This window comes from Solibacillus sp. FSL W8-0372 (assembly GCF_037969735.1).
In the GTDB taxonomy this organism is placed as follows: Bacteria; Bacillota; Bacilli; order Bacillales_A; family Planococcaceae; genus Solibacillus; species Solibacillus faecavium.
In genome coordinates this window covers 3,044,714-3,071,121 of the sequence record NZ_CP150204.1, presented here as the reverse complement: position 1 = coordinate 3,071,121, position 26,408 = coordinate 3,044,714, and the positions used below count along the sequence as shown (strand labels likewise).

Annotated in this window: 22 protein-coding genes and 1 pseudogene; 12 read left to right on the top strand and 11 right to left on the bottom strand. The window is 40.3% G+C overall.

Annotated elements, in window-relative coordinates; genetic code table 11:
• Positions 1 to 59: 59 nt before the first annotated feature.
• Positions 60 to 362, top strand: a complete 303-nt coding sequence (locus MKY13_RS15710) for an excinuclease (RefSeq protein WP_339213745.1) — start codon at positions 60 to 62, stop codon at positions 360 to 362.
• Between the two features lie 140 nt (positions 363 to 502).
• Complete coding sequence (locus tag MKY13_RS15705; RefSeq protein ID WP_339213743.1) at positions 503 to 685, top strand: hypothetical protein; 183 nt, start codon at positions 503 to 505, stop codon at positions 683 to 685.
• A 47-nt stretch (positions 686 to 732) separates the two neighbouring features.
• On the opposite strand, the gene MKY13_RS15700 is transcribed toward MKY13_RS15705, so the two are convergent.
• The 4 genes from MKY13_RS15700 to MKY13_RS15685 all read right to left on the bottom strand — a co-directional run bounded on the left by MKY13_RS15700 (position 733) and on the right by MKY13_RS15685 (position 2,290).
• The gene (locus tag MKY13_RS15700; protein WP_339213741.1) at positions 733 to 1,008 is read right to left on the bottom strand and encodes a CC/Se motif family (seleno)protein; all 276 of its coding nucleotides are present in this window, start codon (positions 1,006 to 1,008) and stop codon (positions 733 to 735) included.
• An 84-nt stretch (positions 1,009 to 1,092) separates the two neighbouring features.
• On the bottom strand, positions 1,093 to 1,266 hold the full coding sequence (locus MKY13_RS15695; RefSeq protein ID WP_339213739.1) for a hypothetical protein: 174 nt from the start codon (positions 1,264 to 1,266) through the stop codon (positions 1,093 to 1,095).
• 69 nt (positions 1,267 to 1,335) lie between these two features.
• Positions 1,336 to 1,716 carry a PH domain-containing protein gene (locus MKY13_RS15690; protein WP_191703741.1) on the bottom strand — a complete coding sequence of 127 codons (381 nt, stop codon included), beginning with the start codon at positions 1,714 to 1,716 and terminating at the stop codon, positions 1,336 to 1,338.
• Between the two features lie 121 nt (positions 1,717 to 1,837).
• On the bottom strand, positions 1,838 to 2,290 hold the full coding sequence (locus MKY13_RS15685; RefSeq protein ID WP_339213737.1) for a HEAT repeat domain-containing protein: 453 nt from the start codon (positions 2,288 to 2,290) through the stop codon (positions 1,838 to 1,840).
• 387 nt (positions 2,291 to 2,677) lie between these two features.
• Between MKY13_RS15685 and MKY13_RS15680 the strand changes: the two genes are divergently transcribed.
• From MKY13_RS15680 to MKY13_RS15665, 4 genes are all read left to right on the top strand, one after another.
• On the top strand, positions 2,678 to 3,415 hold the full coding sequence (locus MKY13_RS15680; RefSeq protein WP_339213735.1) for an SDR family oxidoreductase: 738 nt from the start codon (positions 2,678 to 2,680) through the stop codon (positions 3,413 to 3,415).
• A 169-nt stretch (positions 3,416 to 3,584) separates the two neighbouring features.
• A complete protein-coding gene (locus MKY13_RS15675) occupies positions 3,585 to 4,766 on the top strand; it encodes a glycerate kinase (protein WP_339213733.1) in 1,182 nt (393 codons plus the stop codon).
• Position 4,767: 1 nt separating this feature from the next.
• Positions 4,768 to 6,189 carry an SLC13 family permease gene (locus MKY13_RS15670; RefSeq protein ID WP_339213731.1) on the top strand — a complete coding sequence of 474 codons (1,422 nt, stop codon included), beginning with the start codon at positions 4,768 to 4,770 and terminating at the stop codon, positions 6,187 to 6,189.
• Between the two features lie 198 nt (positions 6,190 to 6,387).
• The gene (locus MKY13_RS15665) at positions 6,388 to 6,618 is read left to right on the top strand and encodes a cAMP-binding protein (RefSeq protein WP_339213729.1); all 231 of its coding nucleotides are present in this window, start codon (positions 6,388 to 6,390) and stop codon (positions 6,616 to 6,618) included.
• 90 nt (positions 6,619 to 6,708) lie between these two features.
• On the opposite strand, the gene MKY13_RS15660 is transcribed toward MKY13_RS15665, so the two are convergent.
• Positions 6,709 to 7,500 carry a nucleotidyltransferase gene (locus tag MKY13_RS15660; RefSeq protein WP_191699744.1) on the bottom strand — a complete coding sequence of 264 codons (792 nt, stop codon included), beginning with the start codon at positions 7,498 to 7,500 and terminating at the stop codon, positions 6,709 to 6,711.
• A gap of 458 nt (positions 7,501 to 7,958) precedes the next feature.
• Here MKY13_RS15660 and MKY13_RS15655 point away from each other — a divergent pair, with 458 nt between their 5' ends.
• The 4 genes and pseudogenes from MKY13_RS15655 (at position 7,959) to MKY13_RS15640 (ending at position 12,172) form a co-directional block, all read left to right on the top strand.
• Positions 7,959 to 8,747 (top strand): 2,3-dihydro-2,3-dihydroxybenzoate dehydrogenase, encoded by a 789-nt coding sequence (locus MKY13_RS15655; RefSeq protein ID WP_191699745.1) that lies wholly within the window; start codon positions 7,959 to 7,961, stop codon positions 8,745 to 8,747.
• Positions 8,748 to 8,794: 47 nt separating this feature from the next.
• Positions 8,795 to 9,997, top strand: coding sequence for an isochorismate synthase DhbC (dhbC, locus tag MKY13_RS15650; RefSeq protein ID WP_191699746.1), 1,203 nt, complete (start codon positions 8,795 to 8,797; stop codon positions 9,995 to 9,997).
• A 40-nt stretch (positions 9,998 to 10,037) separates the two neighbouring features.
• Positions 10,038 to 10,658: pseudogene (locus MKY13_RS15645) on the top strand (isochorismatase family protein); the annotation flags it as partial.
• 263 nt (positions 10,659 to 10,921) lie between these two features.
• Positions 10,922 to 12,172, top strand: coding sequence for a cytochrome P450 (locus MKY13_RS15640; protein WP_191699748.1), 1,251 nt, complete (start codon positions 10,922 to 10,924; stop codon positions 12,170 to 12,172).
• Positions 12,173 to 12,241: 69 nt separating this feature from the next.
• Here the strand turns inward: MKY13_RS15640 and MKY13_RS15635 are convergent, their stop codons facing one another.
• From MKY13_RS15635 to MKY13_RS15610, 6 genes are read right to left on the bottom strand one after another with little or no spacing between them, the layout of a single operon-like run.
• A complete protein-coding gene (locus tag MKY13_RS15635; RefSeq protein WP_191699749.1) occupies positions 12,242 to 12,880 on the bottom strand; it encodes a 4'-phosphopantetheinyl transferase superfamily protein in 639 nt (212 codons plus the stop codon).
• Positions 12,877 to 14,244 carry a DHA2 family efflux MFS transporter permease subunit gene (locus tag MKY13_RS15630; RefSeq protein WP_339213725.1) on the bottom strand — a complete coding sequence of 456 codons (1,368 nt, stop codon included), beginning with the start codon at positions 14,242 to 14,244 and terminating at the stop codon, positions 12,877 to 12,879. The genes MKY13_RS15635 and MKY13_RS15630 overlap by 4 nt, the downstream gene beginning before the upstream one ends.
• Positions 14,241 to 14,447 carry an MbtH family protein gene (locus MKY13_RS15625; protein WP_191699751.1) on the bottom strand — a complete coding sequence of 69 codons (207 nt, stop codon included), beginning with the start codon at positions 14,445 to 14,447 and terminating at the stop codon, positions 14,241 to 14,243. Before MKY13_RS15625 ends, MKY13_RS15630 begins: the two co-directional genes overlap by 4 nt.
• Positions 14,440 to 21,393, bottom strand: coding sequence for an amino acid adenylation domain-containing protein (locus MKY13_RS15620; protein WP_339213722.1), 6,954 nt, complete (start codon positions 21,391 to 21,393; stop codon positions 14,440 to 14,442). Before MKY13_RS15620 ends, MKY13_RS15625 begins: the two co-directional genes overlap by 8 nt.
• A gap of 5 nt (positions 21,394 to 21,398) precedes the next feature.
• Entirely contained in the window at positions 21,399 to 21,653 is a 255-nt protein-coding gene (locus MKY13_RS15615; protein ID WP_339213720.1) for a phosphopantetheine-binding protein, read from the bottom strand.
• A gap of 33 nt (positions 21,654 to 21,686) precedes the next feature.
• On the bottom strand, positions 21,687 to 23,297 hold the full coding sequence (locus MKY13_RS15610; RefSeq protein WP_339213718.1) for a (2,3-dihydroxybenzoyl)adenylate synthase: 1,611 nt from the start codon (positions 23,295 to 23,297) through the stop codon (positions 21,687 to 21,689).
• A gap of 376 nt (positions 23,298 to 23,673) precedes the next feature.
• On the opposite strand from MKY13_RS15610, the gene MKY13_RS15605 reads away from it, so the two are divergent.
• Together MKY13_RS15605 and MKY13_RS15600 are read left to right on the top strand one after the other, a co-directional pair.
• Positions 23,674 to 24,429 (top strand): lysozyme inhibitor LprI family protein, encoded by a 756-nt coding sequence (locus MKY13_RS15605; RefSeq protein WP_339213716.1) that lies wholly within the window; start codon positions 23,674 to 23,676, stop codon positions 24,427 to 24,429.
• Between the two features lie 301 nt (positions 24,430 to 24,730).
• A complete protein-coding gene (locus MKY13_RS15600) occupies positions 24,731 to 26,398 on the top strand; it encodes an FAD-dependent oxidoreductase (protein WP_339213714.1) in 1,668 nt (555 codons plus the stop codon).
• The last annotated feature ends 10 nt before the right edge of the window (positions 26,399 to 26,408 follow it).

The following is a 26,408-nucleotide window of genomic DNA, read 5'->3' as shown; positions in this document are numbered from 1 at the left end:
CTTAACAATTTCTACCGATTATAATGAAACGATAGATGGATATTAAAGGAGATTTTCAAATGAACACACGATATAAAATTACACGCCATGATGCAGAAGGCAATCCGACCCTCAAACTAGAGGAGTGCCAAAGCTTCTTTGCAGCAAAATCCGATTTCGAGTACAGAGATTTCTATAGTGTTACTCAGGATGGCGTAAATATGAAGATTAACGGTCACTTTTTCATGTGGCAAATTGAAGGAGTGGAAATACCGTTCCGATTTTTCGAAGGTGAAATTTATGTAGCGATTTCACATCCAGCCGTTATGGAAAAAACAATGGAAGTAGCGCGCGGAATGGAAGCAAATTATATTGAAGGATAATTTATCTAGGAAGTGTGAGATTAGTTTCTCCATTTCCTAGTTTTTTTATGGAATGGGATTCAAGCTAACGTAAGAGAGGATTTAATAAAACAAAAGCGAATTACTTTTAAAACTAAGTTTATCACTAGGAGTGAAGCATAATGGAGAAAGTAATATGGGTTAAAAGTAACATGCGAACAATCGGTGCAAAGGAAGACGATGGGTTGACTGAAGTAAATAAATACTTGGAAGACGGCTGGAAAGTAAAACATATATCTGCAAGCGCTATGGGAGATAGCATAATTTCAGGACAAGCGTATATAGTTATTGAAAAGGATGAATAATAGTCTTTCTAAAACCTTAGCTAAAAGGAAAATCCCGATAGCTAAGGTTAACTAAACCTCGCCGTAATCGTTTTGAAAATACCAATACCCGTAAGTTTCAATATCATTTTTTCATTACGTAAAAGATGCTTTTCAACAAAAATTGCTGAATTGTCTATTTTAAATTCCTTATAGTTATGTAAATCTTTCGGCTTCCCGAAATGAGTCATGCATTCCTGAACAGGGGGAGCACAGCATGCATTCACTTGAATCATTTTTATGGACACAGGCTTACCTTTTAATTGAATCCAGTTTTTCGTATTCTCATCGAGCTCTATGTGCATTATAATCCCTCGCTTTCATCCCTTTTAAAATAAATATACAGCATATTTTAAAATATCGTCATGAAAAAGTTCTAATATGTCCGGTTAAACTTCTAATAAAATCTGAAATGTTCTAATAAAAATTGGGTCTTCTAATAACTTTAACCGATCTTCTAAAATAAGTGCTCGATTTTCGAATATCTGTTTCAGAAGTTCAAATAAAGCATCGCGATGTTCTAAAATAACAATAAAACTTCTAATATCCGCTGGCCCCGCCAATCAAGACCACCCCCGAGAAACACACAAAAAAAACGAACTACACGAATAGTTCGTTACCTAAATCTAGATTTACAATGCCAAAATATTCTCAGCCAAAACTCGTTGAACCGCATAAATATTCGTCGCTTTATTGAACTTCTTTTCAATCGGAACACTATTACCTGAAATCCAAATTTTCAATTCTGCATCCAAATCGAATGTGCCCGCTGTTTCGATAGAAAAGTTAGTAATACTTTTATACGGAATCGATAAATACTCTGTTTTCTTACCAGTCATACCTTGTTTATCAACGAGTATCAATCTTTTATTCGTAAATATAAATGTATCTCTTATTACTTTAAAGGCATGCTTTACCGTTTCTCCACTCGTGATAATTTCATGCATATCCTTTTGAACATCTTCCGTCTTCAATTCACTTGCATTGCCCATCAAACCGTCAAAAATACCCAATATGCTCACCTCATCTTTCTATAGTTCATAATATTTTTCACAAAATTCTTCCAAGCTATACTCGTACATTTATGTAAACAAAAAAGAACACGAAAATCACCCCGTGTTCTCCCAAATAAACTTATTTCTTAGTTGTTGTCGTCTCCCACATATCCTTCAGCCAAGCATCAAATTGTGCACCTTTTTCGCCTTCATATGTGTTGTAAATATCGCTACGCATTTTTTCTAATTTTACCTTGAAATCCTCGTATGTGTGGTCAGCAGGCAAGCTTTTCTTAATACGCTTGAAAATTTTGCGAAGATCTTTAAATAAATCGCCTTTAGGTGTTTCAGCTGCTTCAACCTCTTGTCCCATTTTCTTTAAATGACGAGCTGCTGCATCGCGAACTTTTGTTACTAAATCCGATTTTGCTACATATTTAAGGATCTTAATTGTTTCGTCCGTTTTATATTTCGCTAATTCCTGGACCGCATTTAAACGTTCTTCCCAGTCGGCTGTTCTGTTGACAGCCTTCTTTAGCTCACTGAAATTTTCAGGTAATTGTTGTGCTGATTCTTGTTTTTGTTGATTCATTCTGTTATCTCCTTTATCAATGCCTTACTAGCAATGATCTACTTTACCCATTATAGCATGAAAGTGAAGTATTTACCTGTTGCAATGGATTGCCGGACGAGGTACTCTAATTTGACTTTCAAATAAAGCCTTTAATTGTTCTAATATCATGCGCAATTCTTCTAATAAAAATCCGGTTTTCTAATATAAGTTTTAGTTGTTCAAATAAGTGCCCGAGATGTGCTAATAAAGACGTCAATGTTCAAATATCCTGTGTAACTATTCTAATATCCACTCGAAATGTTCTAATAAAATCCTGTCCCAACAAAAAGAGAATACCTTCATTCACGAAATTCCAACTCATTTCAGTTACACTCTTAATAGAGATTTTCTAAAGGAGGAAAACAAATGTTTGAAAATAAAACAGTCGTTATCACAGGTGCAGCGCAAGGAATCGGACGCTCAATTGCGATTCATTTTGCACAAGCCGGGGCAAATGTCGTTATTGCGGATATTGCGCATGACTTAGGTGTCCAACTAGCAGGAGAACTCCAAAAAGAGGGCTATACTGCTATCTTTATAGAAACGGATGTACGCAGTGAAGAAAATGTTCGTCAAACGATGGAAATGGCAGAAAACCGTTTTGGCGGGCTTCATATTTTAATTAACAATGCCGGGAAAGGGAAATGGGTTTCACCACTCGAATTACCATTAGAAGATTGGGATGATATCATCCAAACAAATTTGCGCAGTGTCTTTTTATGTTCGCGTGAGGCGGCAAGATTAATGAAACGCGGAGGAGCCATTATTAATATGGCGTCAACCCGTGCAGCGATGTCCGAGCCAAATTCTGAAAGTTATGCAGCATCTAAAGGTGGGATTGTTGCACTAACACATGCATTGGCAAGTTCATTCAGTGAATTAAATATAACCGTAAACAGCATTTCTCCAGGGTGGATTGAAACAGGAGACTACGATGCACTCAGACCGTCTGACCATTCACAGCATCTTTCAAACCGCGTCGGCAAACCGGATGACATTGCGCGTGCTTGCCTTTATTTAGCAAACCCAGACAACAATTTTATAACAGGCACTGATTTAACGATTGATGGCGGGATGACGAAGAAAATGATTTATGAAGAATAATAGATAAGACAATTCATTGACAGCAATGCGCTTTCCTTCAAAAGGAACAGCGCATTTTTAGTGAAAGCGTTTCCTATTGGTTCTATTATCGTATTTTGACAGAACTCTCTGTATTTTCTGATTTAGTGGTGGTACATTAACAATGATAAATTTAGGGAGGGTTGCTGATATGAAAATTGTAATCGTACCATCAGGGTTTAAAGAATGTTTGGACGCAGAGGAAGTAGCTTCAGCAATGGAACGTGGGGTCAGGCGTTTCGATTCGACCGCTGATTTGGAAGTGATACCTATGATCGATGGCGGAGAAGGATTTGTGAAGACAATTGTCCGTTTAAAGCATGGGAAACTGATTTATAAAAAAGTAACTGGGCCTCTCGGTAAGAAGATAAAGAGCTATTTTGGTATTTATGAAGAGGATGGAAAACGGACTGCGGTAATTGAGATGGCGGCAGTAGCCGGTTTAAAGCTAGTCCCGCGTAATCAAAGAAACCCATTAAAAACGACTACATACGGTGTAGGGGAACTCATCGTTGCAGCGCTAGATATGGGAATTGACAATATTCTGATTGGCTGTGGGGATTCGGGTACGTCTGATGGGGGTGCAGGAATGGCACAAGCATTAGGAATTCAATTTTTAGATGAAAAACAGCAAATCGTCGAGATTAATGGCGCAGAAGATTTAATGGCTGTGGATACCATTGTGACAAAAAATAAAGATCGACGGTTAAAGGAAGTTTCAATTAACGTAGCATGTAACTGGAAAAATATTCTATGTGGGGAAAAGGGGGTTGCACATATATTTGGACCCCAAAAAGGAGCCACTCCAAAACAGGTGAAAAAGTTATCATACGCGTTGGACCATTATGCATCTTTAATCGAAGAAGCAACAGGGCTGGATGTACGTTCATTACCTGGCAGCGGGGCATCCGGAGGGTTAGGTGCTGGACTAATTGGGTTAGCGGGCGCTACATTACATCCGCGATTCGATATCATTATGAAGTATATCAAGATTGAAGAGAAAATTTCGACAGCGGATATTGTATTAACCGCAGAAGGCACCCTGGATTTCCAAACGCCGAACGGTAAAATTCCAGCGGAGGTTGCACGAATAGCGAAAAAAAATAATATCCCGGTCATTGCCATTACAGGAACAATCGGAAAAGGCGCAAATCTCAACTATCATGCGGGGATTGATGCATATAGTAGTATCATTCAAAAACCAACATCATTGGAAAATGCGATTAAAAAGGCTCCAAAATGGATTGAAGAAAGTATAGAGGCTATATTACGAAAAGTTTCGATTGGCATGGAAATTGCCAATAAAGAGCATAGGAAAGAAAGAGTCTACTAAAATGACAAATCCAATAGAGAAAACAAAGATCCAATTAATGCCGAAAAAGACACTGCTTATTATTGCTATCCACATCCTCATAATGATTGCAGTTATTTCCATTAATGATTTGAACTATAGTGCAAAAGTAGCTCTATTTGCATTCCTATCTGCAATGATCTTATGGGTTACAACCAAATTTTCAGCCGGCTGGGTGGCAATCTCACTTATAACGTTTATTATTTTAATGAATGCAGCAGAGCCGGATTTGTTATATAACTCCTTATCCGAGAAAGTCGTATGGCTGATGATTGGGGCTTTTATTATAGGGGAAGCCGTAAAAAAATCTGGATTAGCCGAGCGATTATCGCTTTTCATCCTAAGCAAGTCGAATCAAAAAGACAATGTCGTTCTTGGGCTAAGTTCTATATTATTCACTTCTGCTTTTTTTATTCCCTCTACATCAGGAAGAGCGGCTTTATCTATGCCGATTATTAAGCAAATTAGTCAGAAGTTTTCGCCAAAGGAGCAAAGTGTGCTGGCGATTATTGCACCTGTCATTATTTTAATGAGTACATCAGCTACATTAATCGGCGCAGGCTCCCATTTAATCGGAATCGGCTTTCTGGAAAGTACGGTGGGTGAATCCATTTCCTATATCCAATGGTTAATATGGGGTGTTCCGTTTGCATTGGTTGTGACGATTATATCCTTACTCGTTATTAAATGGCTGCTGTGGCCGCGTGATGGCGAAAGGAAAATAGAAAATGTCCAACATGAAGAAAAAATCATAACAAGAAAATTTCAAAATGATGAAAAAAAGACGATGATTCTTATTTTCTTTTTAATCATCGGGTGGATGACAGAAAGTCTTCATGGGCTGGATATTGAATTGATTACAGTGATCGGTGCCATTATCTTTATGATGCCGAACTTCGGAATTATTAGCTGGAAGCAAGGTATGAATGCTGTTTCATGGAATTTAGTCGTATTTGTAGCTGCAGCAACCGCGCTCGGCAAAGTATTGGTAGATACGGGGATCGTTAAATGGATGGAAAATGAAATGATTGGTGTGCTGCATTTATTTGTCGGTGCTCCGGATTGGCTGATTGTGCTGATGATCCTAGTTGTTACTGTAACCAGTCATTTGTATATTACTTCACATACGACACGTGCCATTGTTTTTATTCCAGGCTTAATCATATTCAGCGAATTAATCGGAGTGAACTCTTCAACCGTCGTTTTTTTAAGTTTAATCGGGATGAATTATTGTGTCACAGTACCGGTCAGCTCAAAAGCATTGCTGCTGTTTTATGAAGAAGGAGAAATTTCCTATGATGCGCGTAGTCTAGTAAAGCTTAGTGTGATATTAATGCCCCTTTATATACTTGTCATCATGCTATTTTATTTTTCATATTGGCAGTGGACAGGACTGCAATTATAAAACAATGTAGAATGCCATTTCCTTTTAGGGGGAGATGGTGTTTTTTGGTATAACGAGTTACCGGTCGCTTCCAAAGCCTCCATTGTATTAGCCGTAGTATTCTAGGTGCGCTTTCCTTCAAAAAAAGGAACAGCGTCTTTATATTGTTTACATAATGATTAAACCATCACACATCCTAAAAAGAGGAGGTGTGAAAAAATGAAGGAAAATGAAAAACAAAAGACAATACAGCAGATAGAAGAGGTGCTCGGCTTTTCACAACATGACAGTGAAGCATTACTTGTACAAGCAACGGAAGTACAAACAACAGATATCATTCCTATAGATACTGTAAAAGCACATGACGAAGTAGATAGTACACCAACAAGATTAAATAACCAGCATGCAGAAAATACTTCGGCAATTTTAGGGCGAAATGCACCGAGATAATCAGGTATAACGATATTATGCCAGTTCCCAAAGTTGCTAATACACAAATCAAAAAAAGCGACCGTCACAAATATTGTGGCGGTCATTTGACTATAAGAAATATAGAGCATTGATCACTGTGAAAATAAGCATAATCAGTGTAACCCCGCAAAAGATTTCTGCAAAATGGACGAACATGACCTTTTCAGTACTTAGCGCACTTTTCCGGAAACCAAACAGATCGCCATTATGAATAATATAAATAAAAGTACTGATTACCATTAAGGTAGACATTAAAAATGAAATCATTGGAAGTGAAGTAACATAGCGCACATTACCTCCTGTTTCCATATAAAACGGAACGTCCCACGCTTTGCTCCATACAAAGCTTATAATGACAAGGATGTAAATAATAAGTGAAATGTTAAACGGATGCCTACGATAATCAATTAAATCCAACAGTTTCTTTGTTTTCCCTTTAAATTGTAAATTAACTTCTTCAAGTCTATCTTCTTTCAATAAATAAACAAAACCCGCTAGTACGATGCCTAGAAATAAATACAGCTTAAGCAGCCCGAAAAGCAAATCCAAGCTATAAAACGCTGCAATTACTAATGGAATAAGTATTATACCTGTAAACCATTTATTCGATGTACCATTAGCATGAAGCCATTTATTTAAAGTATCCCGGTAATCCTTTTGAAATACCTGTTCACCGTCATGGTAAGTAGATAATTTACTTACTATAAAAGCACAAACGACAAGAGCTAACCCAATCCCGAATGCAATAATGGAAGCTTTCGGATAGATTGATACCTGATCATAATTAAGAATGATCCAATTCCCGCTAAAGGCGACAACTAAAATTCCTAAAAACATAATAAACGAAGATAAATTTCTCAATTTGTCACCTCCATGATCCTTAATACTTTTAATCTACGATAATATTACATAAATTGTTTCACATTATTTTATCACAATGCTTGAAACCCTTAATACATAAGGTTTTCGGGCATTTATATTTTTAGTTTTCGCTATCTGAATAATTTTGCCGGATGTGTAAATTTAAATACTGTAGGAAACAGTTAGCCCGATTCATGTTATTTCCTTTTAATGGTTTTTTGAAAACCCATTGTCCTTATAAATTTTTAAAAAAGGATAAATTTTCTTGTTAAAATTGCCATTAAATTTATTTTTAGGTCTTTACTAGTGAAAATAATAAGGTTCTTGACGGTGTTGGAAGTTATCGCTATCATTGCTAGTATATCAATTGATAATGATTATCATTATTGATTGATGGTTGATAATACAATCAATCATTTTTTACATATAGCTTCAAATGAGAAAGGAAGAGTTATGATTTGAATTTTCAAGAATTGAAAGGAAAAGTTGCACTTGTCACAGGGGGAGCCCAAGGAATTGGTAGAACCCTTGTCGAGAGTTTGGCTACACAAGGTGTAAAAGTGGCAGTTGTAGATTATAACGAGGAACAATTAAATCTCCAAGTTAACCGTTTAAAGGAACAAGGCTTTGACGTATTCGCTTTTCCTGCAAATGTAGGGGAAAGTAAGGCAATCGATGCAATTGTTGAACAAGTAGAAAATGAAATAGGGCCGATTGAAATGCTCGTAAATGTGGCAGGAGTACTGTCTAGCGGTCCTATTCAAACATTTAGTGACCAGGATTGGGCGAGAACATTTTCGATTAATACGACAGGCGTTTTTAATGTTTCAAGAGCGGTAAGTCGTTACATGATTCCAAGGAAAAAAGGGGCTATCGTAACAGTCGGCTCAAATGCTGCCAGTGTGCCGAGAATCTCGATGGCAGCCTATGCGGCATCAAAGGCAGCAACCGTTATGTTTACAAAGTGTCTAGGTTTAGAGCTTGCAGAACATGGCATTCGCTGTAATATTGTCTCTCCAGGCTCAACTGATACGGACATGCAGCGCTCTCTTTGGACGGATGATAATGGAGCTGAAATGATGATTAAAGGTATGCCTGACAGTTTTAAAGTAGGGATTCCGCTGAAAAAGATTGCACAGCCACAAAACATTGTCAGTGCTATTTTATTTTTCCTATCTGATCAATCTAGCCATATCACAATGAGTAATCTAGTCGTAGATGGAGGAGCAACTTTAGGGGCGAGTTAAGACTGCTCTTTGAATTCTGAATAGGTAAACAAAAAGGAGAGGTAATTATGGTAACGAAACAAAAAGCAGTATTGGAACAGGAACTTCTAGATGATTATCGAGTTGGTGACTTTTTTATCGAGACACCGAAACGAACGATTTTAGGCAAAGGCGTATTCCTACAAGTCCCTTCTGAAGAGGACTGTGAAAATCAACTTGTTAGTTTGCCTAAAAAAGTAGCCTCAACACTCAAAAAAGCAAAAGAGCAAGGGCACCCACATCCAATCGTGACGGGAGCAGTTCCGTTTGATTCCTATAAAAAGGCTTGTTTGCATATTCCTAACTCTGTTCATTTTGCACCTTCATATCAACATGAGGAAAGAGGACAGGTTAGTTCCACTCCAATTGCTGTCGATAAGCTAATCTCTGTTCCAGCCCCTGAACAATACATGGAAGGGGTAGCACAAGGGATTAAGAGAATCCGTAGCGGTGAGCTGGACAAAATCGTCATTTCACGTTCATTGGAACTAAGCTTAACGGAGTCTGTTAATATTCCACAGCTTTTACGGAATCTCGCCTATCAAAATAAACGTGGTTATACGTTTGCAACAAATATTGAGTTCGAGGAGCAAGTGAAAACACTAATCGGCGCTAGTCCAGAACTACTCGTTTTAAGACAGGGGATGCAGGCGATTGCGAATCCATTGGCAGGTTCAAGACCAAGAAGTAAAGATCCTATAGAAGATCAAAGACGCGCAGAAGAGTTACTTTCCTCTCCAAAGGACCTGCATGAGCATGCGGTAGTTGTGGAGACTGTAGCGAATGCCTTGCGTCCATTTCTAAAAAATATGGAAGTCCCAGAAAAGCCTTCATTGGTCACTACTGAAACAATGTGGCATCTGTCGACTGTCATTAAAGGAGAACTGCTAGACGCAGAAGTGTCATCGCTTGATTTAGCGGTCGCTCTACAACCGACACCAGCCGTTTGTGGTGCTCCTACAGAAAAGGCGAGACAGGCAATCTCGGAAATTGAACCGTTTGATCGTGGCTTCTTTACTGGTATGGTTGGCTGGTGTGATGCTGATGGAGACGGGGAATGGGTTGTAACAATTCGATGCGCAGAGGCAAATGGGCAGTCATTGCGATTATTTGCAGGTGCAGGCGTTGTCGGCGAGTCGAAGCCTGAAGAGGAATTAGCCGAAACAGGTGCCAAATTCCAAACGATGCTTCGCGCAATGGGTGTTAATACGGAGCAGTTTAAAGATATTTAATTGAACGAATCAACTAAAAACATATAAAAGGAGTGATTCGATGGCTATTCCAGCTATCTCATCATATGAAATGCCGAAAGAAAGTAATTTACCGAAAAACAAAGTACCATGGGAAGCGGATTCGAACAGATCTGTTCTATTAATTCATGACATGCAGCAATACTTTATTGATTACTACAAGCAAGATGCATCATTAATTCGTGAATTAGTCGCCAACATACAGGCAATTAGAAAAAGATGCGATGAGCTGGGCATTCCCGTTGTATATACGGCTCAATCTGGCAATCAAAAAGCCGAGGACCGTGCATTGCTGACGGACTTCTGGGGACCAGGCCTTAAAGACGACCCGAATATTACAAAAGTGATTGATGACTTAGCACCGACAGCAGATGATATCGTATTGAAAAAATGGCGCTACAGTGCATTTAAGAAAACGAATTTATTAGAGTTTATGAATGAACAAGGACGCGACCAGTTAATTATATGCGGTGTTTATGCTCATATTGGGTGTCTTATGACAGCTGGAGAGGCTTTCATGACAGACATACAGCCATTTTTCATTGCAGATGCGGTCGCTGATTTCACATTAGAGGAGCATGAAATGGCAATTAAATACGTAGCACAACGCTGTGGCGCGGTCTTTTCTACAGCTCAGATTATTGAGCAATTAAACAGTGAACCGTCTTCCAAAGAGGAGCTCGTACAAGTATCAAACAACTCCGCTTTGTAAGCTGAGGCGAATAGCCAGGTGGTGAAAAACAATTTGTTTTTCACTGCCTGGTTTTTAATTTCTAAACTTATTGGAAGAGGAGGTAAACGTTTATTTTATGAACGGAACGTTTTAATTAAAGGTAAGTTTTTTAAAAGAATAAATAGGGAAATGGTTATCAACAATGTTATTTATAGAAAAAGGAGATGAATGATATGACAAATTCAGTACCTAAGGAAGAGGGAATCGACCATAGCCTCAGTCTTCTAAGAGAAGGTTATTTGTATATATTGAATAGACGCCAAAGCTTCCATTCAGACGTTTTTGAAACACGATTACTCGGAAAAAAAGCAATCTGTATGGGCGGAAAGGAAGCAGCGGACGTTTTTTATGACAATAGCAAATTCAAAAGAGAAGGCGTTGCACCAAACCGTGTAGCAGAAACATTATTCGGTAAAGATGGTGTACAGTCACTGGACGGGGATGCTCATAAACACCGCAAAGAAATGTTTATGTCGATTATGTCCCGTGAGCGGCTTGAAATATTGAATAAAATTACCGCTAAACAGTGGGAAATGGCCTTGGAAAAGTGGCAGCAGATGGACGAGATTGTCCTTTATGAAGAGTCACTGGAAATCATGTGCCGTACTGCCTGTGAATGGGCAGGTGTACCAGTGGAAGAAAATGAAATGAAAAAGCTAGCTAACGATTTAAGAGCAATGTTCGAATCAGCAACGGCAATCGGTCCTGCGCACTGGGCAGGTAGACATGCACGTAATCAAGTTGAAAAATGGATGGGTGAAATTATTGATCAAGTACGCGGCGGCAAACTGCATCCAGAAGAAGGCACCGCATTATATACATTTGCCTGGCACCGCGATTTAGAAGGGAAACTGCTTGATACAAAAATTGCTTCAGTAGAAGTAATCAATATTTTACGACCGATTGTAGCGATTTCGGTCTATATTAACTTTTCGGCGTTGGCCGTCCACCATTATCCCGAAGAGAGTGAGAAGTTGAAAACAGGTGATGGGCAGATTGCACAAATGTTTGTTCAGGAAGTGCGCCGCTTTTATCCATTCTTCCCCTTTGCCGCTGCAGAAGTAAAAGAAGATTTTACTTGGAAAGATTATACGTTTGAAAAAGGGACATTAACCTTATTGGATCTTTATGGCACGAATCATGATATTAATATTTGGGGAAATCCTGAAGAGTTTCAACCGAGCCGTTTTGAAAACTGGGATGGCAGTCCGTTCAGCTTTATTCCACAAGGTGGCGGCGATTACAATTTGGGGCACCGCTGTGCAGGAGAATGGGTGACAATAGAAGTGATGAAAGTGAGTCTCGACTTTTTAGTCAATCATATGACGTATGATATTCCGGAGCAGGATTTAAGCTACAGTAAAGTAAGCATTCCAAGTCTCCCTAAAAGTAACTTCATCATTAAAAATGTCCAACGACTGTAAAATGAATAACAATAGCCTGTAACCGTTTAAAAATGGTTACAGGCTTATTTAATGAAACACTAAGCACTATTATTTAAAAAATGCTTCAATCTGTCCCCACTTATACGGCGTAACAGCGTCCAAGGAATCCTCGGTACACAGCGTAGCACTGTAATTAGGAGCAATAAAGAAAGGAATGACATGGGCCTGTTCGATTCCTAGGGGAAGGTGAATCAACCCATCTCGTTGAATGGTCGCTTCAGTCAATGAAGTGTGAAGACCAAACCCTTTGTACTTCCCGTAACTTTCCTTTGCAGTCCACAGCCCATAGAAAGCTTCCTGTTCATGAAGCGGATAAAGCTGTTTTTCTTCCTCGCTCCATAAAGACTGAAAGAGCGAAAAATCTCTTTTTACGTGTTGTTCAATATCTATGCCGACGGGAAAAGCACTAAAGGCACATGCAACATAATCCCCTGAATGCGAAATGTTGAAGTGAAAGTCTTGTCCTGTCTGGTATTTACCATTCGAATCTTTATATATGCAAAGTTCTTTTTGAAAGGTTGTTGTAAACTCCATTTTCGTCAGCAAATGGGCACAAACTGTTCTCAACTGATCTTCCACTTTCCTCATTCGCTCAACACGCTGAACCACTTCCGCTTCTAAAAAAGGAAGATAATATTGCCACTCAGCGGGCATATCGTCAATTTTACAATAGGCAATAGTTGTCATGCTTTCTCACCTTTTAGAATGGTTTCGTTTTCTTTGGTAAATAAAGAACATACTAAACCTGCCAAAAGCAGTCCAACCGTAGCGATAAGTGCATATTGATAAGAAAGCATTTCTGATAAGTAACGACCAGTCACTGTTAATGTAGTTGCGACAAGCGCAATTCCTGCAGCTGCGCCAACTCGATTGAGCATATTGTACAGTGTAGTTGCTTTACTCATCTGGCTTTTCGCTACATGATGAAATGCGGAAATTTGAGAGCCAATTACGCTATGCCCTAAACATACACCCATTGCGAACATCAAGCCGCGCAATAGCCAAGGGTTTGCTGAAGGACCAATGATGGCAATACAGCAGAAAATAATAACAGTACCAATCAGACCAAGACGTACTGTGAAAAGCATGCCAAAACGCTTAGCCATTCCAGGCAGTAATTTTGACGCTACCATCAATCCGAGTGCTTCGGTAAACGTAATAAGAGAGCTTTCTAACGGTGAAGCCGAGTAAGTATATTGATACATAAGAGGGAACAGGTAAAGCATTCCCATTAAGGCACCCATAGAACACATCGCAACAAGACTTGAAGAACGGAACTGTGGCTCTTCATAAAGGCGCACATCCAGAAGAGGTTCCTTTATTTGCTTTTCATATACATAAAAGCGTCTTAATAAAAATACACCGATGACTGCACACATTAAGACAGCTAAAGAAATACCTTCAGAAGCAATAAGACTAAGTGTCAGCATTAACATCGGCAAACCGATCGCGATTAGCACGTAGCCCTTCGTATCAAATGGCGCTTTATATAGCTCGAACTCGTTCACGGCATAAAACCCAATCAGTACGATTATGAGGCCAAACGGAATATTAATGAAAAACGCCCAGTTCCATGATAAATATTCGGAAAACAGTCCTCCCACGAGGGGGCCAATCGCCGGTGCAAAAGCGATTGGCAATACTAATGAGCGAGACAGGTTTTGTCTTTCTGGCGGAGAAAATGTCCGAAATAGTAAGGTCATGCTCACAGGTGTAATAATTCCTCCTGCCAGTCCTTGCAGAACACGCGCCAGAATAAGAGCCTGCAAGCTATCAGCCAACCCACATAGAAGAGAGGCGAATGTAAACAAACTAACAGAAAGGAGATACATTTTCTTTACGCCGAAACGATTGCTTAAATAGCCGGCAGCAGGCAACGCAATAGCAATGCTGACAAGGTAGCCGATATTAATGGCGTTCGTCGCAGCTGGAGCTACACTAAATTCATTGGCAATTGTCGGAAGTAGCACATTGACGATTGTTCCATCAATGGAAACCATGAACATCGCCACTACATAGAGGACGATAATAACTGCTCGTTGGGTTTTCATCCTAAAAGACTCCGCAGACTTTTAGGTCTCATATCTACCCATGTTTCTTCTATATATAGTTGACAAGATGCTTTTACAGCTGGTCCGAAAGCGATCTCCCATCCAGTAGGGAAAGGAATCGCTGCTGGCCATAAGGAGTACTGTTCTTCTGCATTTCGCAAAACATAGTATTCACGATCAGCTTGTTCAAAAGGGTTAGACATACATTTTTTTCTCCTTTACTAAGTGGTTGATTAAAGTTTGACCGATTTCATTCAATGGGATGGATTGACACATATCTTTATGGCGACAGGCAATATCAATCTGTGTAAGCTCTCCCTTGATATATGGTTTCCAGGACGCTACATCAACATCCGGTATCCAATCTGGTACGAGTGTAGATTTATAAAATAAAACATCCCCACTATAAATTTGAGGCTTATGTTCTTTGAGTAAGTTAATCGAGTTTTTATAAACTTCTTTTAAGCGTAAAATCGTCGTTTCATTCAATGTGGCAATTGCGCTGCCCTCTGCTTTCAAGGCATCCATCACATATTCCTGAGTAACCTCATCTTCCATATCAGGTTCATAGCCGGCTAGGGCAAGTAGCGCAACAAGAGCCTCCTGTTCCTCGGTCAATTCAACTGGAGGAACGAATGTAAATGGATAAGCATCCAAAATGCAAAGAAGCGATACACATTCTCCTTGGTGTTCCAGTTGTACAGCCATTTCCTGCACGACATTTCCACCTAATGACCAGCCGAGCAAACGATAAGGTCCTGTTGGTTGAATTTCCTTAATTGCCTCGATATAGCTCAATGCCATTTCAGTCAAAGAGCGAGGGAGTTCGCAGTCTTCTGCAATACCTTGTGCTTGAATGCCGTAAAGGGCAAATTCAGCAGACAGATTTTTTAAAAGTCCGGCATAGCACCAACTTAATCCGCCGGCAGGATGAATGGCAAAGATCGGTTGTTCCCCAGCACGTAGCGGCAGAACAACGTTTAAAGCTTGAGAATCCTTTCCATTTTGCAGAGCATGGGCCAGTCCAGATACGGTAGGTGCTTCAAATAGATGTCCGATTGCGAGCTCTTTACTGAAAGCCTCGCGAATGCGTCCAATAAGCTGAACGGCTAATAAGGAGTGGCCGCCAAGTTCAAAGAAGCTGTCGTCTGTTCCAACCTGTGGAAGATTCAGTACTTCACAGAATAGTTCACAGAGCAAAGTTTCCTGTGGCGTTTTTGGTAAAACAAGCTCCTGCAATGTGATGACTGGTGCAGGAAGCTGCTTCGTATCGAGCTTTCCATTCGCTGTTAGTGGCATCTGCTCCAAGAAAGTGTAGCTAGTCGGGACCATATATGCTGGTAACGATAAGGAAGCGAATTCCTTCAACATTTGTTCAGTAACAGCACGTCCTTGCTCCGGAACATAGTAGGCAGCCAAGCGTACATCACCAGGTCGATCTTCTCTAGCGATGACGGCTACTTGTGCAATTTGCGAATGTTTCAGAAGAACTTGTTCAATTTCACCAAGCTCGATGCGGAAACCACGTATTTTTACTTGATGATCGATACGTCCGATATAATCCAACTCGCCGTTTTTCGTCCATCGAGCTAAATCACCAGTCCGGTACATACGACTTCCCGGAGTGCCATAAGGGTTGGCGATAAAACGTTCGGCAGTAAGGGATGCTTGATTTAAATAACCTTGTGCCAAGCCTTCACCCGTAACATACATTTCACCAACAACACCCGGTGGGACAGGTTTTAGTTCTCCATCTAGTACATAAATATTCAAATCGGGAATTGCTGTACCGATCAAACTATTCGCCTGTGACTGGCTGAGCTTTTCGTTTAAGCTTAAGTAGCTGACATGGACGGTTGTTTCCGTGATGCCATACATATTCACAAGGGTAGGGGCATCTTCCGGATGTCGGTCATACCATTCCTGTAAACGTGTGAGATTAAGTGCCTCCCCACCAAAAACAATATAGCGAAGCGCCAGTTTTTCGGATAATTCGGGCCGGTCCTTATCTACTGCCATTAGCTGATAGAACGCGGATGGTGTTTGGTTCAGCACCGTAATTTTCTTCTCGGCAAGTAACGCCAAAAAGTCGAGTGGCGAGCGGCTTACATTGTATGGGATGACGACAAGCTCGCCACCGTATAATAGGGCACCCCAAATTTCCCATACCGAAAAGTCAAATGCATAGGAATGGAACAGTGACCAGCGATCTTCTTCATTGAAGTGGAACCATTCATTTGTTGCATCAAGTAAGCGGATGACATTTTGGTTAGGTATCACCACACCCTTTGGTCGACCCGTTGAACCGGATGTATAAATGACATAAGCCGGATTAATTGGGTGAAGGATACCTAAGCGCTCATGATGTTTAATATTTTCAGAAGGATATGATGCAAGAGGAAGCTCCTCCATTACGATGAATTCCATTACATTCATTGCTTCTGCTTTTAGCTTCAAATCAACGGAAGTGATTAAGCAGCTTGGAACAGAATCCTTCAATATATAGTCAATACGGTCCTTCGGATAAATAGGATCAATCGGTACATAGGCAGCACCGGTTTTTAACACTGCTAAAATACTGACAATCATATCGACCGAGCGCGGCATTAAAAGTGCTACAAATGTTTCAGATGTAACTCCCTTTTCGAGTAAAATATGCGCTAGCTGATTTGCTTTTCGATTCAGCTCCAGATAAGTGAGCTCCTCATTGTCGTCACTTACGGCAATGCGTTGTGGATGCATTTCTGCAATCGCTTCGAATTGTTCAGCTATCGTTTTTTGTTCGCTTTTATGACCTTTCGGGTTCCAGTCAAGCAGCACTTTCTTCTGTTCACCTTCCAACATCACATTCAGCTCAGACAGGGTTGGGTTGTTCATCACCTGTTCAAGTACGGAAACATAGCGTTGCATGAGAGCGGACACCGTTTCTTTTTCATATAAATCAGTTCGGTATTCTGCCAAGACCTCGATGCCGTTTGGTTTGTCGCCAATGAATTCCTCACGCATTTCAATGTTTAGATCGAATTTCGGTTGACCTACAGTATGTAGCTGAATATCGGCTTTTTGTTGCTCCAATACAAGAGACGGCTGAGGTGTATTTTGCAAAGCAAACATAATCTGGAATATCGGATGCTGTGAAGGGACACGTGTCGGCTTCAAGCGCTCTACAATATGGTCAAAAGGAACATACTGGTGCTCCATTGCTTCAATGCATGTTTGTTTCACTCGCTCCAGTAATGTTACAAAGTTATGGTCTCCGGAAGTATCGGTCCGCATGGCTACTGTATTTATGAACATACCGACATTAGCCATCAATTCTTCCTGATCACGGCCGGCCATTGGACTACCGAGAATCAGATCCTCGCCTGCACCAAGTTTCGTCATTAAAGCTAAAAATCCACTTTGAAGCACCATGTAAAGAGTAGCCTGTTTATTTTTAGCGAGCTGCTGCAATCGTTGATGAAGTGCGGCATCAATTGTAAAAGTTAATGTCTTGCTTTCTGGTTTAGACTGAAATTGACGCTTGCCATCCCGAACGAGCTCAATTTCATCTGGTGAGTGATTTAGTTTCTCCATCCAGTAAGATAAGTTGTCGTTTGTGTAAACACCTTCCGTTTGCTGCCAAACTGCAAAGTCGTGATATTGAATTTCTAACGGTTCGAGATCATTGTTGTCATAGGAAAGCTGCAAATCTTTTGTAAATGTCGCAAGTGACCAGCCATCCGCACTAATATGATGAAACACGACTACCAGAGTTTCCCTATTAATAAGCGTCACACGGAATCCAGGCTCCTGTTTTAAGTCGAAAGCATAGCGTGTGCAAGCTTTTATTTGGGCCTGCACTTCGTCTGGGTCAACTTCCTCAATGAGAACTTTAGGCGCTTCATCAACTAATTGCTGATAGGGTACACCATCCATGGCTGGGTAAATTGTCCGTAAAATCGCATGTTTTTCTACAACTTTACCAATAGCCTTAATCAGTTTTAAAACATCGATTGGCTGTTCAAATGTATAAACAATTGGAATATTATAAGATGCACTTGATTCGTCCAGTTGCTGGATAAACCAAAGACTGCGCTGTGCATGTGATAAAGGAATTACTTCCACCTGTTGTCTGTCAATGACAGCAAGTGATTTTTTCTTCGCCTGTTCCACAGCTTGAGCCAAATCTATTACAGTAGGGTGATTGAAAATAACGGAAATGGATAAATCGATTGCGAATGTTTTCCGTAATTGCAATAGCAGCTCGGTTGCTAATAGGGAATGTCCTCCTAGCTGGAAGAAGTCTTCGTCGATTCCTACTGAGTTGAGTTTTAAAATCCCCTTAAAAAAGTCGCATATCGTTATTTCAGTACGTGTTGTTGGTTCCATTTTTTCTATATGTGAAATAACAGGCTGCGGCAGCTTCAACCGATCAATTTTACCATTACTCGTTTGTGGGAATGTTTCCATGAAAACAAAGTGAGCAGGTACCATATAATCAGGCAATCTTTCTGCCAGCTGTTGTCTACATTGTTCTTCTGATTCATCACCCATTACATAGGCAACAATCCGTTTATCACCGGGCTGATCTTCACGTATCATGACAACAGCCTGTTCAATCGCAGTAATTTCTTCAAGCGCATTTTCGATTTCTCCCAACTCAATGCGGAAGCCTCGTATTTTCACTTGATGGTCGGCACGGCTAATATAATGAAGGTTGCCATCTGCCTGCCATACAACTAAATCACCAGTCCGGTACATTCGTTTCCCGGCAGCAAAAGGGTTAGCAACAAAACGCTCAGCCGTTAATGAAGGCCGGTTATGATAACATCGAGCCACCCCCTCACCAGCGATATACAATTCACCAATGACTCCAATCGGAACTGGCTGAAGCATAGCATCCAGTACATAAACCTCGGTCCGGTCGATAGCAGATCCTAATGAAGGAGCCTCTTGCGGACGTATTTCAGTACTAGTTGACCAGATTGTTGTTTCAGTAGGTCCATACATATTGTAGACAGTTGCTCCGGCTTCCAATAATGACTGGGCAAGACTTCTTGAGAGTGCTTCACCGCCAACAAGTACAGTGAGTCTGTTCAGTGCATCTTTTGCATACTGGACCATCATCTGCCAAACGGTAGGTGTTGCCTGCATAATTGAAATATTTTGCTGCTCGATTAGCGCTTGCATCAGAATTGGATCTTGCACTTGTTCTTTAGTTGCCAGATGAATTGAGGCCCCGTACAGCAACGGTAAGTAAAGTTCCAAAGCTGAAATATCGAAAGAAATCGTAGTAATCGCCAGTAAATTATCCTTTTCGGATAGTGAAAATTGATGTTGCATTGCCTGCAAAAAGTTCACTAAGCTTGGCATTTCTACAACGACACCTTTTGGATTACCTGTTGAACCGGACGTATAAATCATATAAGCAATCTGTCCGATGCAAGAAGTAATCGGTTCGTATATTTGCTTGGAAGGTTGTAATGGCACAATTGGTGTTCCTTCTGCAATAAAGGAAACCTCTCCGTTAACGAGAACAATTTTAGGGCAAGCATCCTCGATCATATAAAGCAGCCGTTCTTCGGGATAAGTAGGGTCCATTGGAATATAGGCAGCACCCAGCTTGAAGCAGGCAAGCATCGTTGCGACCATTTCAATCGACCGTTCCATGCAAATTCCTACAAAGTCTTCGAGTCCAATGTCATGCGCTTTCAATTGATGGGCAATTCGCCCGACAAGCAGGTCGAGTTCAGCGTACGTAATATGTGTATTATTTATTTTGATAGCGGTAGCACCAGGCATGTTCTGCATTTGCTTTTTAAACAATTCATAAACTGTGATGTTGTTCAGTTCACTGACAGGGCCTTGTTTATACTGGAACATTACGAACTCTTCATTCAACAGGACTGGCAATTGAAACATCGGAGCATCTACTGTTTCCAACAGCAAATCAAGAAATTGTAGGAAACGTGCTGAATGATGTTCCAGTTCTTCTTTGTCATAAAGGTCCGCGTTTGCTACAAGGTCGAACTGCATGCCCTGAGGTGTACTGTAAAAATTGAACGAAATATCCTCAACCGGACCTGTAACAACCTTCCTATTTTCGACTTTCACTTTCCCAAACAGATAGTTTTCATAAAACGGCATGAAATTAATTTCTGGACCATACAGCTGATCATCGGTTGTCAGCTGTAAATCACGGCGCATCTGCTCTTGACGGTAATATTGATGTGGTTTCATCTCATCCATTAAGCCCTTGACCATTTGACAAAGTTCTTCAAAAGTTTGCTCCGTATTGAAAGAAGCACGTAAAGGCAAAATATTAACTCGTGTACAAGGCACAGACATTGCCTTATGCCCAAAACGGTTCATCATCGGAATGCCAACAATGACATCCTTCGCCTGTGTCATACGTTTCGTATAGGCAATTACTGTGGCACTAATGACTTCCTGCATGTTTACGTGCAATTGCTTACTATATTGCTGCAAGTTCATCCACGTTGCTGAAGAAAGGGGGGCTTGATGTAAAATGACTTGACCCATTTTGCTACTCTTTTTTCTGCTAAGTGAGATGACCTCTGTTTCTTGCAACTTAGAAATCCAATAGGAAGCATCCTTCTTTGCCTGTTCGGAAGTTTTATATTGCAGGTCTTGCTCAACCATTTGAACATAATCACCAAAGTGCTTTGTATATGGCTTATTTTGAACTAAAGCCGAGTAACGCTCATTAATTTGCTGAAATATTAACCGGAAACTATAGGCATCACTTACAAGATGGTGGATGCGCAAGTAGAGAAAGTGCTCTTCGGAAGACGCAGAGAATAGTATGGCACGAACTAAATCGTCCTTTCCTAAGTTGCGTACTATTTCCACGTCTGCTTGCATGTGCAAAAATGCCTCTTCTGTTGAACATGATATCTTTTCTGCCTGAAACGTAATAGAAGAAGGGATTTTCTGATATAGTGAACCTTCTTCTTCCGAACATTTGATATGCAGCCCAACTGCGCTCCCAATAGTGGCATCTACAGCCTGTAAAAGTAAATCGGTATCGATTGAAGCAGGAATATGTAAATACTCCGCTGTATTGTATAAAGGACTTTCCGTTAGGTGATGGGCATACCATATCCCAGAAGCAGCTTCAGTTAAAGGGAAACGTAATTCGGTCATTTATTTCATCCTCCGTAATCAGCTTCGTATTCTTTAATAAGACTATGCCAGCCCTTGATTGTTGGATTGTCTGCTAGCTGGATAAATGTAAGGGGAAACCCTTTTTGGCGCAGCTCCTCAACGATTGTCATCATCGTAATAGAGTCAATGCCGACATCCAGTAAATAATCTTCATCTGAAATAGTATCTATAGGCTCTGTCACATAGGATGCGACAAAAGCGCGGAGCTGTTCAATTGTAAAATCAGTTTGATTTACCATAATATCAACCTTCTTTTCTTAATATTCAGTATTTTAAGTGTGTAACTGTTTTTCAAACGAAAGACGCAAATCTTTTTTCGAAACCTTACCAAGATGAGTCAACGGAAAGCTCTCCACAAATAGTATTTCATCCGGAATTTTGTACGTTGCCAAACCTCGTTCCCGCAGGAAAGACTTCAATTGGCGCTTCGTCACATCTGGATTTCTTAGAATAATAAAGGCACAACTTTTTTCGCCCATATAGTAATCAGGCATAGCAACGATTGCTGCGTCATGTACAGCCGGATGGGCAAGTAACATATTTTCAACTTCCTCTGCCGCTATTTTTTCACCACCGCGGTTAATTTGATCTTTAGCTCGACCCTCCACGATGAGATAACCATCTTCAGTTTGACGTACAATATCGCCAGTCCGGTAAAAACCATCTTTTGTGAAGGCTTTTTCATTATGCTCCGGAGCTTTATAGTATCCCTGAATAGTGTAGGGGCCACGTGTCAACAGATGTCCTGCCTCTCCAATCGGTAATTCTTGATCTTCATCGTCAACAACTTTTACTTCATCATACGGTGACATTGGTCGACCTTGTGTATGGATAACGATTTCATCCGGGTCGTCCAATCTTGTGTAGTTTACTAAACCTTCCGCCATCCCGAACACTTGCTGTAGCTGGCAATCAAATATAGGACGTACGCGTTTGGCCGCCTCAGCGCTGAATTTGGAGCCACCAACAAGCATTACTTCCAAGCTAGATAAATCCTCTTTGTGAATCGGTTTGACATCCAGCCAATGCAGCGCAAGCGAAGGAACAAGCTGAAGCATTGTCACGCGGTGCTTTTCAATAAGTGGGAATGCCACATCAGGACTTGGTGAATAACTTAATACGATCTTTCCACCTGCATACAGAACGCCTAAAATACCTGGAGAACTCATTGGATAGTTATGAGAAACCGGCAATACAACCAAAAGCACAGTATCTTCTGTCACGTGGCAATGCTCCACACTTAATTTAATCGTGTACATATATTCATCATGTGTACGCGGAATAAGTTTGGAAATCCCTGTGCTTCCGCCTGAAAGCTGCAAGAAAGCCACTTCGCTTCCTTTTACTGATGGAAAACTAATTGACTGTGTAGTAAATAGCGAATCAAAAGGCACAAATTCCTGTGCGTCACCAAGAACAATAATGTGTTCTAACGAAGAAACCTCCTGCTGTACTTGTCTTGCAAGACTACGGTAATCAAACCCACCAAAAGAATCCATAGCGATATAGGCTTTTGCTTCGGTAAATTCACAAAAATAGCGAATTTCGTTATAACGGTGAGAGGGCAGTGAAAAAACGGGTAATGCGCCAATTTTAAATAAGGCGAATACGATCTCGACATAGCCGACGACATTTGGGAGCTGTACAACAACCCGATCCTCCTTTTGAATCCCTAGTAAAAGAAGCCCATTAGCTAATTGATTGACCCGTTCATTTAGCTGCGAATATGTAAGTGTGCGCTCATGATCAATGACCACCACATTTTCAGCAAACTGACGAGCTCTATTTTCAAGCATTTGACCAATCGTTAAACCTTCCCAACAGCCTACCTCACGATAAAAAGCAGCTCTGTCAACTGGCCATGGAGTAAAACCATCCAACATGTAAGAAACCTCCTTGAAACAATGGTGTTTAATGAATAAACAATAATGATATTGATAATCATTATCAATTCATCGTAAGAGTTATGCTACGCTTTTAAATATTTATAGTCAATAAACGATGGACAATTTGATTCAATAAGACCAATCGATCTGGTCCTTTAGACTTTTATTATTATTTTATAAATTTAAAAACTGTATCTTAAAGGGGAGTAGGATCTCGAATTAGATAATCATTTTAGCCCTGATTAATCATGAGGCTTTAATAGGAAAATCCACTTTATGGTATAATGAATCCAATTTAAGGTGATTGTGGAAAAATGCTTCATAAGTCAGTTGCCTTCAAAGAATAAATTATAAAAAGAGAGAAGGAAACAGTATGAGAAAAAACACCTTAAGCTTAAGCATTGTTACTGCTTGTCTCCTTTTAGTAGGCTGTAGTAATGAAGCAGATGAACCTGTAAAAGATACTGTAATAGAAGCAATGGAAAATAAAGAATATGATAAAGCGTTAACTTTAATAGAGGAAAATTCAGATGGTACTCCAAACGATGAAGAGACAAAAGCTTTGTATGCACAGCTTCAGGAATTTAAAGAAGTAAAGGACGCGAGAGACAATGCAGATTGGGATGGTGTGTTGGAAAAGGCGCATCCAATGCTTGAAAATGCCTCATTGGAAAGCGGTTTGAATGCGGAGTTAGAAAAAATGATATTGGAAGCAGAGGTAGAAATTAATAATAGTATTAAAGAGAATGCCGAACAAAATTCCGCAAACTCAAAGGAAAAGTATTTAGCTAAAATAGCGGATGTAGAAAATGGGATAAAAGAATTGGACCCGGTATTTGAAAATGGTACCCAAATTGAGTTAACAGAAGCACAGGTAGAAGTATTCGAGCGATGGGATGCACTATTGAATGAAATCTATAAACAACTAGAAACACAACAACTTTCACCGAACGACATGAACAAACTAAGAGAAGAACAACGAAACTGGTTAACGCATCGTGATGAAAAAGCAGCAGAAGCAGCATCAAAGTTTGAAGGCGGTTCAATGAAAAATTTAGAATACGCTAGCGTACAAGCTCAGTTAACTAAAGAAAGATGTTATGAATTAGTTGAAAAGTATATGAAATAAAGCAAATGAGACTGTATGGTTATGATACCGTACAGTCTTTTTACGTGTGTAGTAAGAATTTCTAATATAGTGACCGAATCTTCTAATAAGCCCTAAAAATGTTCAAATAATCTACCCGAATGTTCTAATATCACATCGGAATTTTCAAATATCCCCCATAACTGTTCTAATAAAATCCCCTTCCGAACATGCTAAATAATTTAAGTAAATCGCTACTTTTATAGAAATGACAAGAATAAATTAGAATAGACATTAAAATACAAAAACCTAACGCACATCACAATAATAATGGAGGGGATTTATGGAATGGCAAGAACAGTGGGATGTTGTAGTCGTAGGGAGTGGAGCTGGAGGGTTAGTTGCAGCAATAACGGCTGCCTATAATGGACAAAAAGTATTGCTTGTAGAAAAATCGGACGTATTCGGAGGTTCGTCTGCCTTATCAGGTGGGGGACTGTGGATTCCGAACAACCATGTATCAAAAAAGGCGGGCTTACAGGATAGCGAGGAAGAGGCATTAACATATATGGAAGACGTAATTGAGGATAAGGGACCTGCTTCCACACGCGAACGGAAAGTTGCGTACATCAATAATGGCTCCAAAATGGTCAGTTTCTTAGAAGAACTAGGAATGGAGTGGGTTGCTGCACCACTTTATCCGGACTATTATCCAGAACGTCCAGGCGGTAAAATTGGTCGCTCCATTGAAGGAGACGTTTTTGATTTAAGAGAATTAGGTGAATATGAGTCGCTACTACGTAAAGGTATGGTGGAAATGCCCTTCCCACTTTACTCAGGTCGTGTTTACTCTGTACCGCGTACTTTTACGAGCATGAAGGATTTCACGAATGTATCGGGGATGCTGTTTAGCGGGATTAAATATAAGCTACAAGGTAAGCATGCAACATCAATCGGACAAGGGCTCGTGTCACGACTAATTAAAATGGCATTATTGCAGGGTGTAACGATTCGATTGTCAGCACCACTAAAGGATTTAATTATCGAGAATGATGAAATTATAGGTGTCGAAATAGAACAAGATGGCGAACCGTATTTCATTGAAACAAAGGCTGTTATTTTAGCAGGGGGCGGCTTTGAACGTAATGAAGAATTACGGCGTAAATATCATAATATCGGCGCTGAATGGTCATCGGCGAGTATAGGGAATCAAGGCGATATGCTACTCATTGCGCAAAAGCACAGTTTAGATACTGCTCTTTTAGACGAGGCATGGTGGGGACCGACTGCCATTAATGATGACGGTTCACCGAGCTTTTTAGTATATGAGCGTTCATTGCCACATACAATTATCGTTGATCAGGAAGGCAATCGGTACTTTAATGAAGCAGAGTCGTATGTTGATGCAGGAAGGGCAATGCTTGATAAGCAAGAACAAACAGGAAAGGCAATCCCATCGTGGATGATCATGGAAAGCCGCCACCGGAACCGCTATTTATTCGGTTCAATGATGCCGCGCATGGTACCGAAAAAATTACTGAACTCAGGCTGGCTAAAACGTGCGGACTCCATTGAGGATTTGGCAAAGCTTTGCGGTATAGATGTCGAGGGCTTACGTGCCACAATTGATCGTTTTAATACGTTTGTCGATAAAGGCAAAGATGAGGACTATAAGCGTGGCGACTCAGCGTACGATAACTATTACGGTGACCCAGCATATACTAATCCGAACCTCGGGCATATAATTAAGCCGCCTTTCTATGCAGTGAAAGTATACCCAGGCGACCTTGGTACAAAAGGCGGTATCGTGGCAGACGAACATGGCCAGGCTTTACGTGACGGTAAGCCAATCACAGGTCTTTACGCAACAGGCAATTGCTCTGCATCCGTTATGGGCAAAGTATATCCAGGTCCAGGCTCAACTCTCGGACCAACAACAGTTTTCGGCTATATTTCAGCGAACCATATTAAAAGTACGATTTTTGAACAGGCAGAAGTAGAAACTATATAAAATAAAAGCG

Coding starts and splice junctions, on each gene's coding strand:
- MKY13_RS15680 (WP_339213735.1), top strand. CDS start 2,678: ATGTTTGAAAATAAAACAGTCGTTATCACAGGTGCAGCGCAAGGAATC.
- MKY13_RS15610 (WP_339213718.1), bottom strand. CDS start 23,297: ATGTTGGATGGTTTTACTCCATGGCCAGTTGACAGAGCTGCTTTTTAT.
- MKY13_RS15670 (WP_339213731.1), top strand. CDS start 4,768: ATGACAAATCCAATAGAGAAAACAAAGATCCAATTAATGCCGAAAAAG.
- MKY13_RS15700 (WP_339213741.1), bottom strand. CDS start 1,008: ATGCACATAGAGCTCGATGAGAATACGAAAAACTGGATTCAATTAAAA.
- MKY13_RS15685 (WP_339213737.1), bottom strand. CDS start 2,290: ATGAATCAACAAAAACAAGAATCAGCACAACAATTACCTGAAAATTTC.
- MKY13_RS15630 (WP_339213725.1), bottom strand. CDS start 14,244: ATGAAAACCCAACGAGCAGTTATTATCGTCCTCTATGTAGTGGCGATG.
- MKY13_RS15705 (WP_339213743.1), top strand. CDS start 503: ATGGAGAAAGTAATATGGGTTAAAAGTAACATGCGAACAATCGGTGCA.
- MKY13_RS15635 (WP_191699749.1), bottom strand. CDS start 12,880: ATGACAACTATTGCCTATTGTAAAATTGACGATATGCCCGCTGAGTGG.
- MKY13_RS15605 (WP_339213716.1), top strand. CDS start 23,674: ATGAGAAAAAACACCTTAAGCTTAAGCATTGTTACTGCTTGTCTCCTT.
- MKY13_RS15620 (WP_339213722.1), bottom strand. CDS start 21,393: ATGACCGAATTACGTTTCCCTTTAACTGAAGCTGCTTCTGGGATATGG.
- MKY13_RS15615 (WP_339213720.1), bottom strand. CDS start 21,653: ATGGTAAATCAAACTGATTTTACAATTGAACAGCTCCGCGCTTTTGTC.
- MKY13_RS15640 (WP_191699748.1), top strand. CDS start 10,922: ATGACAAATTCAGTACCTAAGGAAGAGGGAATCGACCATAGCCTCAGT.
- MKY13_RS15675 (WP_339213733.1), top strand. CDS start 3,585: ATGAAAATTGTAATCGTACCATCAGGGTTTAAAGAATGTTTGGACGCA.
- MKY13_RS15600 (WP_339213714.1), top strand. CDS start 24,731: ATGGAATGGCAAGAACAGTGGGATGTTGTAGTCGTAGGGAGTGGAGCT.
- dhbC (WP_191699746.1), top strand. CDS start 8,795: ATGGTAACGAAACAAAAAGCAGTATTGGAACAGGAACTTCTAGATGAT.
- MKY13_RS15665 (WP_339213729.1), top strand. CDS start 6,388: ATGAAGGAAAATGAAAAACAAAAGACAATACAGCAGATAGAAGAGGTG.
- MKY13_RS15625 (WP_191699751.1), bottom strand. CDS start 14,447: ATGTCTAACCCTTTTGAACAAGCTGATCGTGAATACTATGTTTTGCGA.
- MKY13_RS15710 (WP_339213745.1), top strand. CDS start 60: ATGAACACACGATATAAAATTACACGCCATGATGCAGAAGGCAATCCG.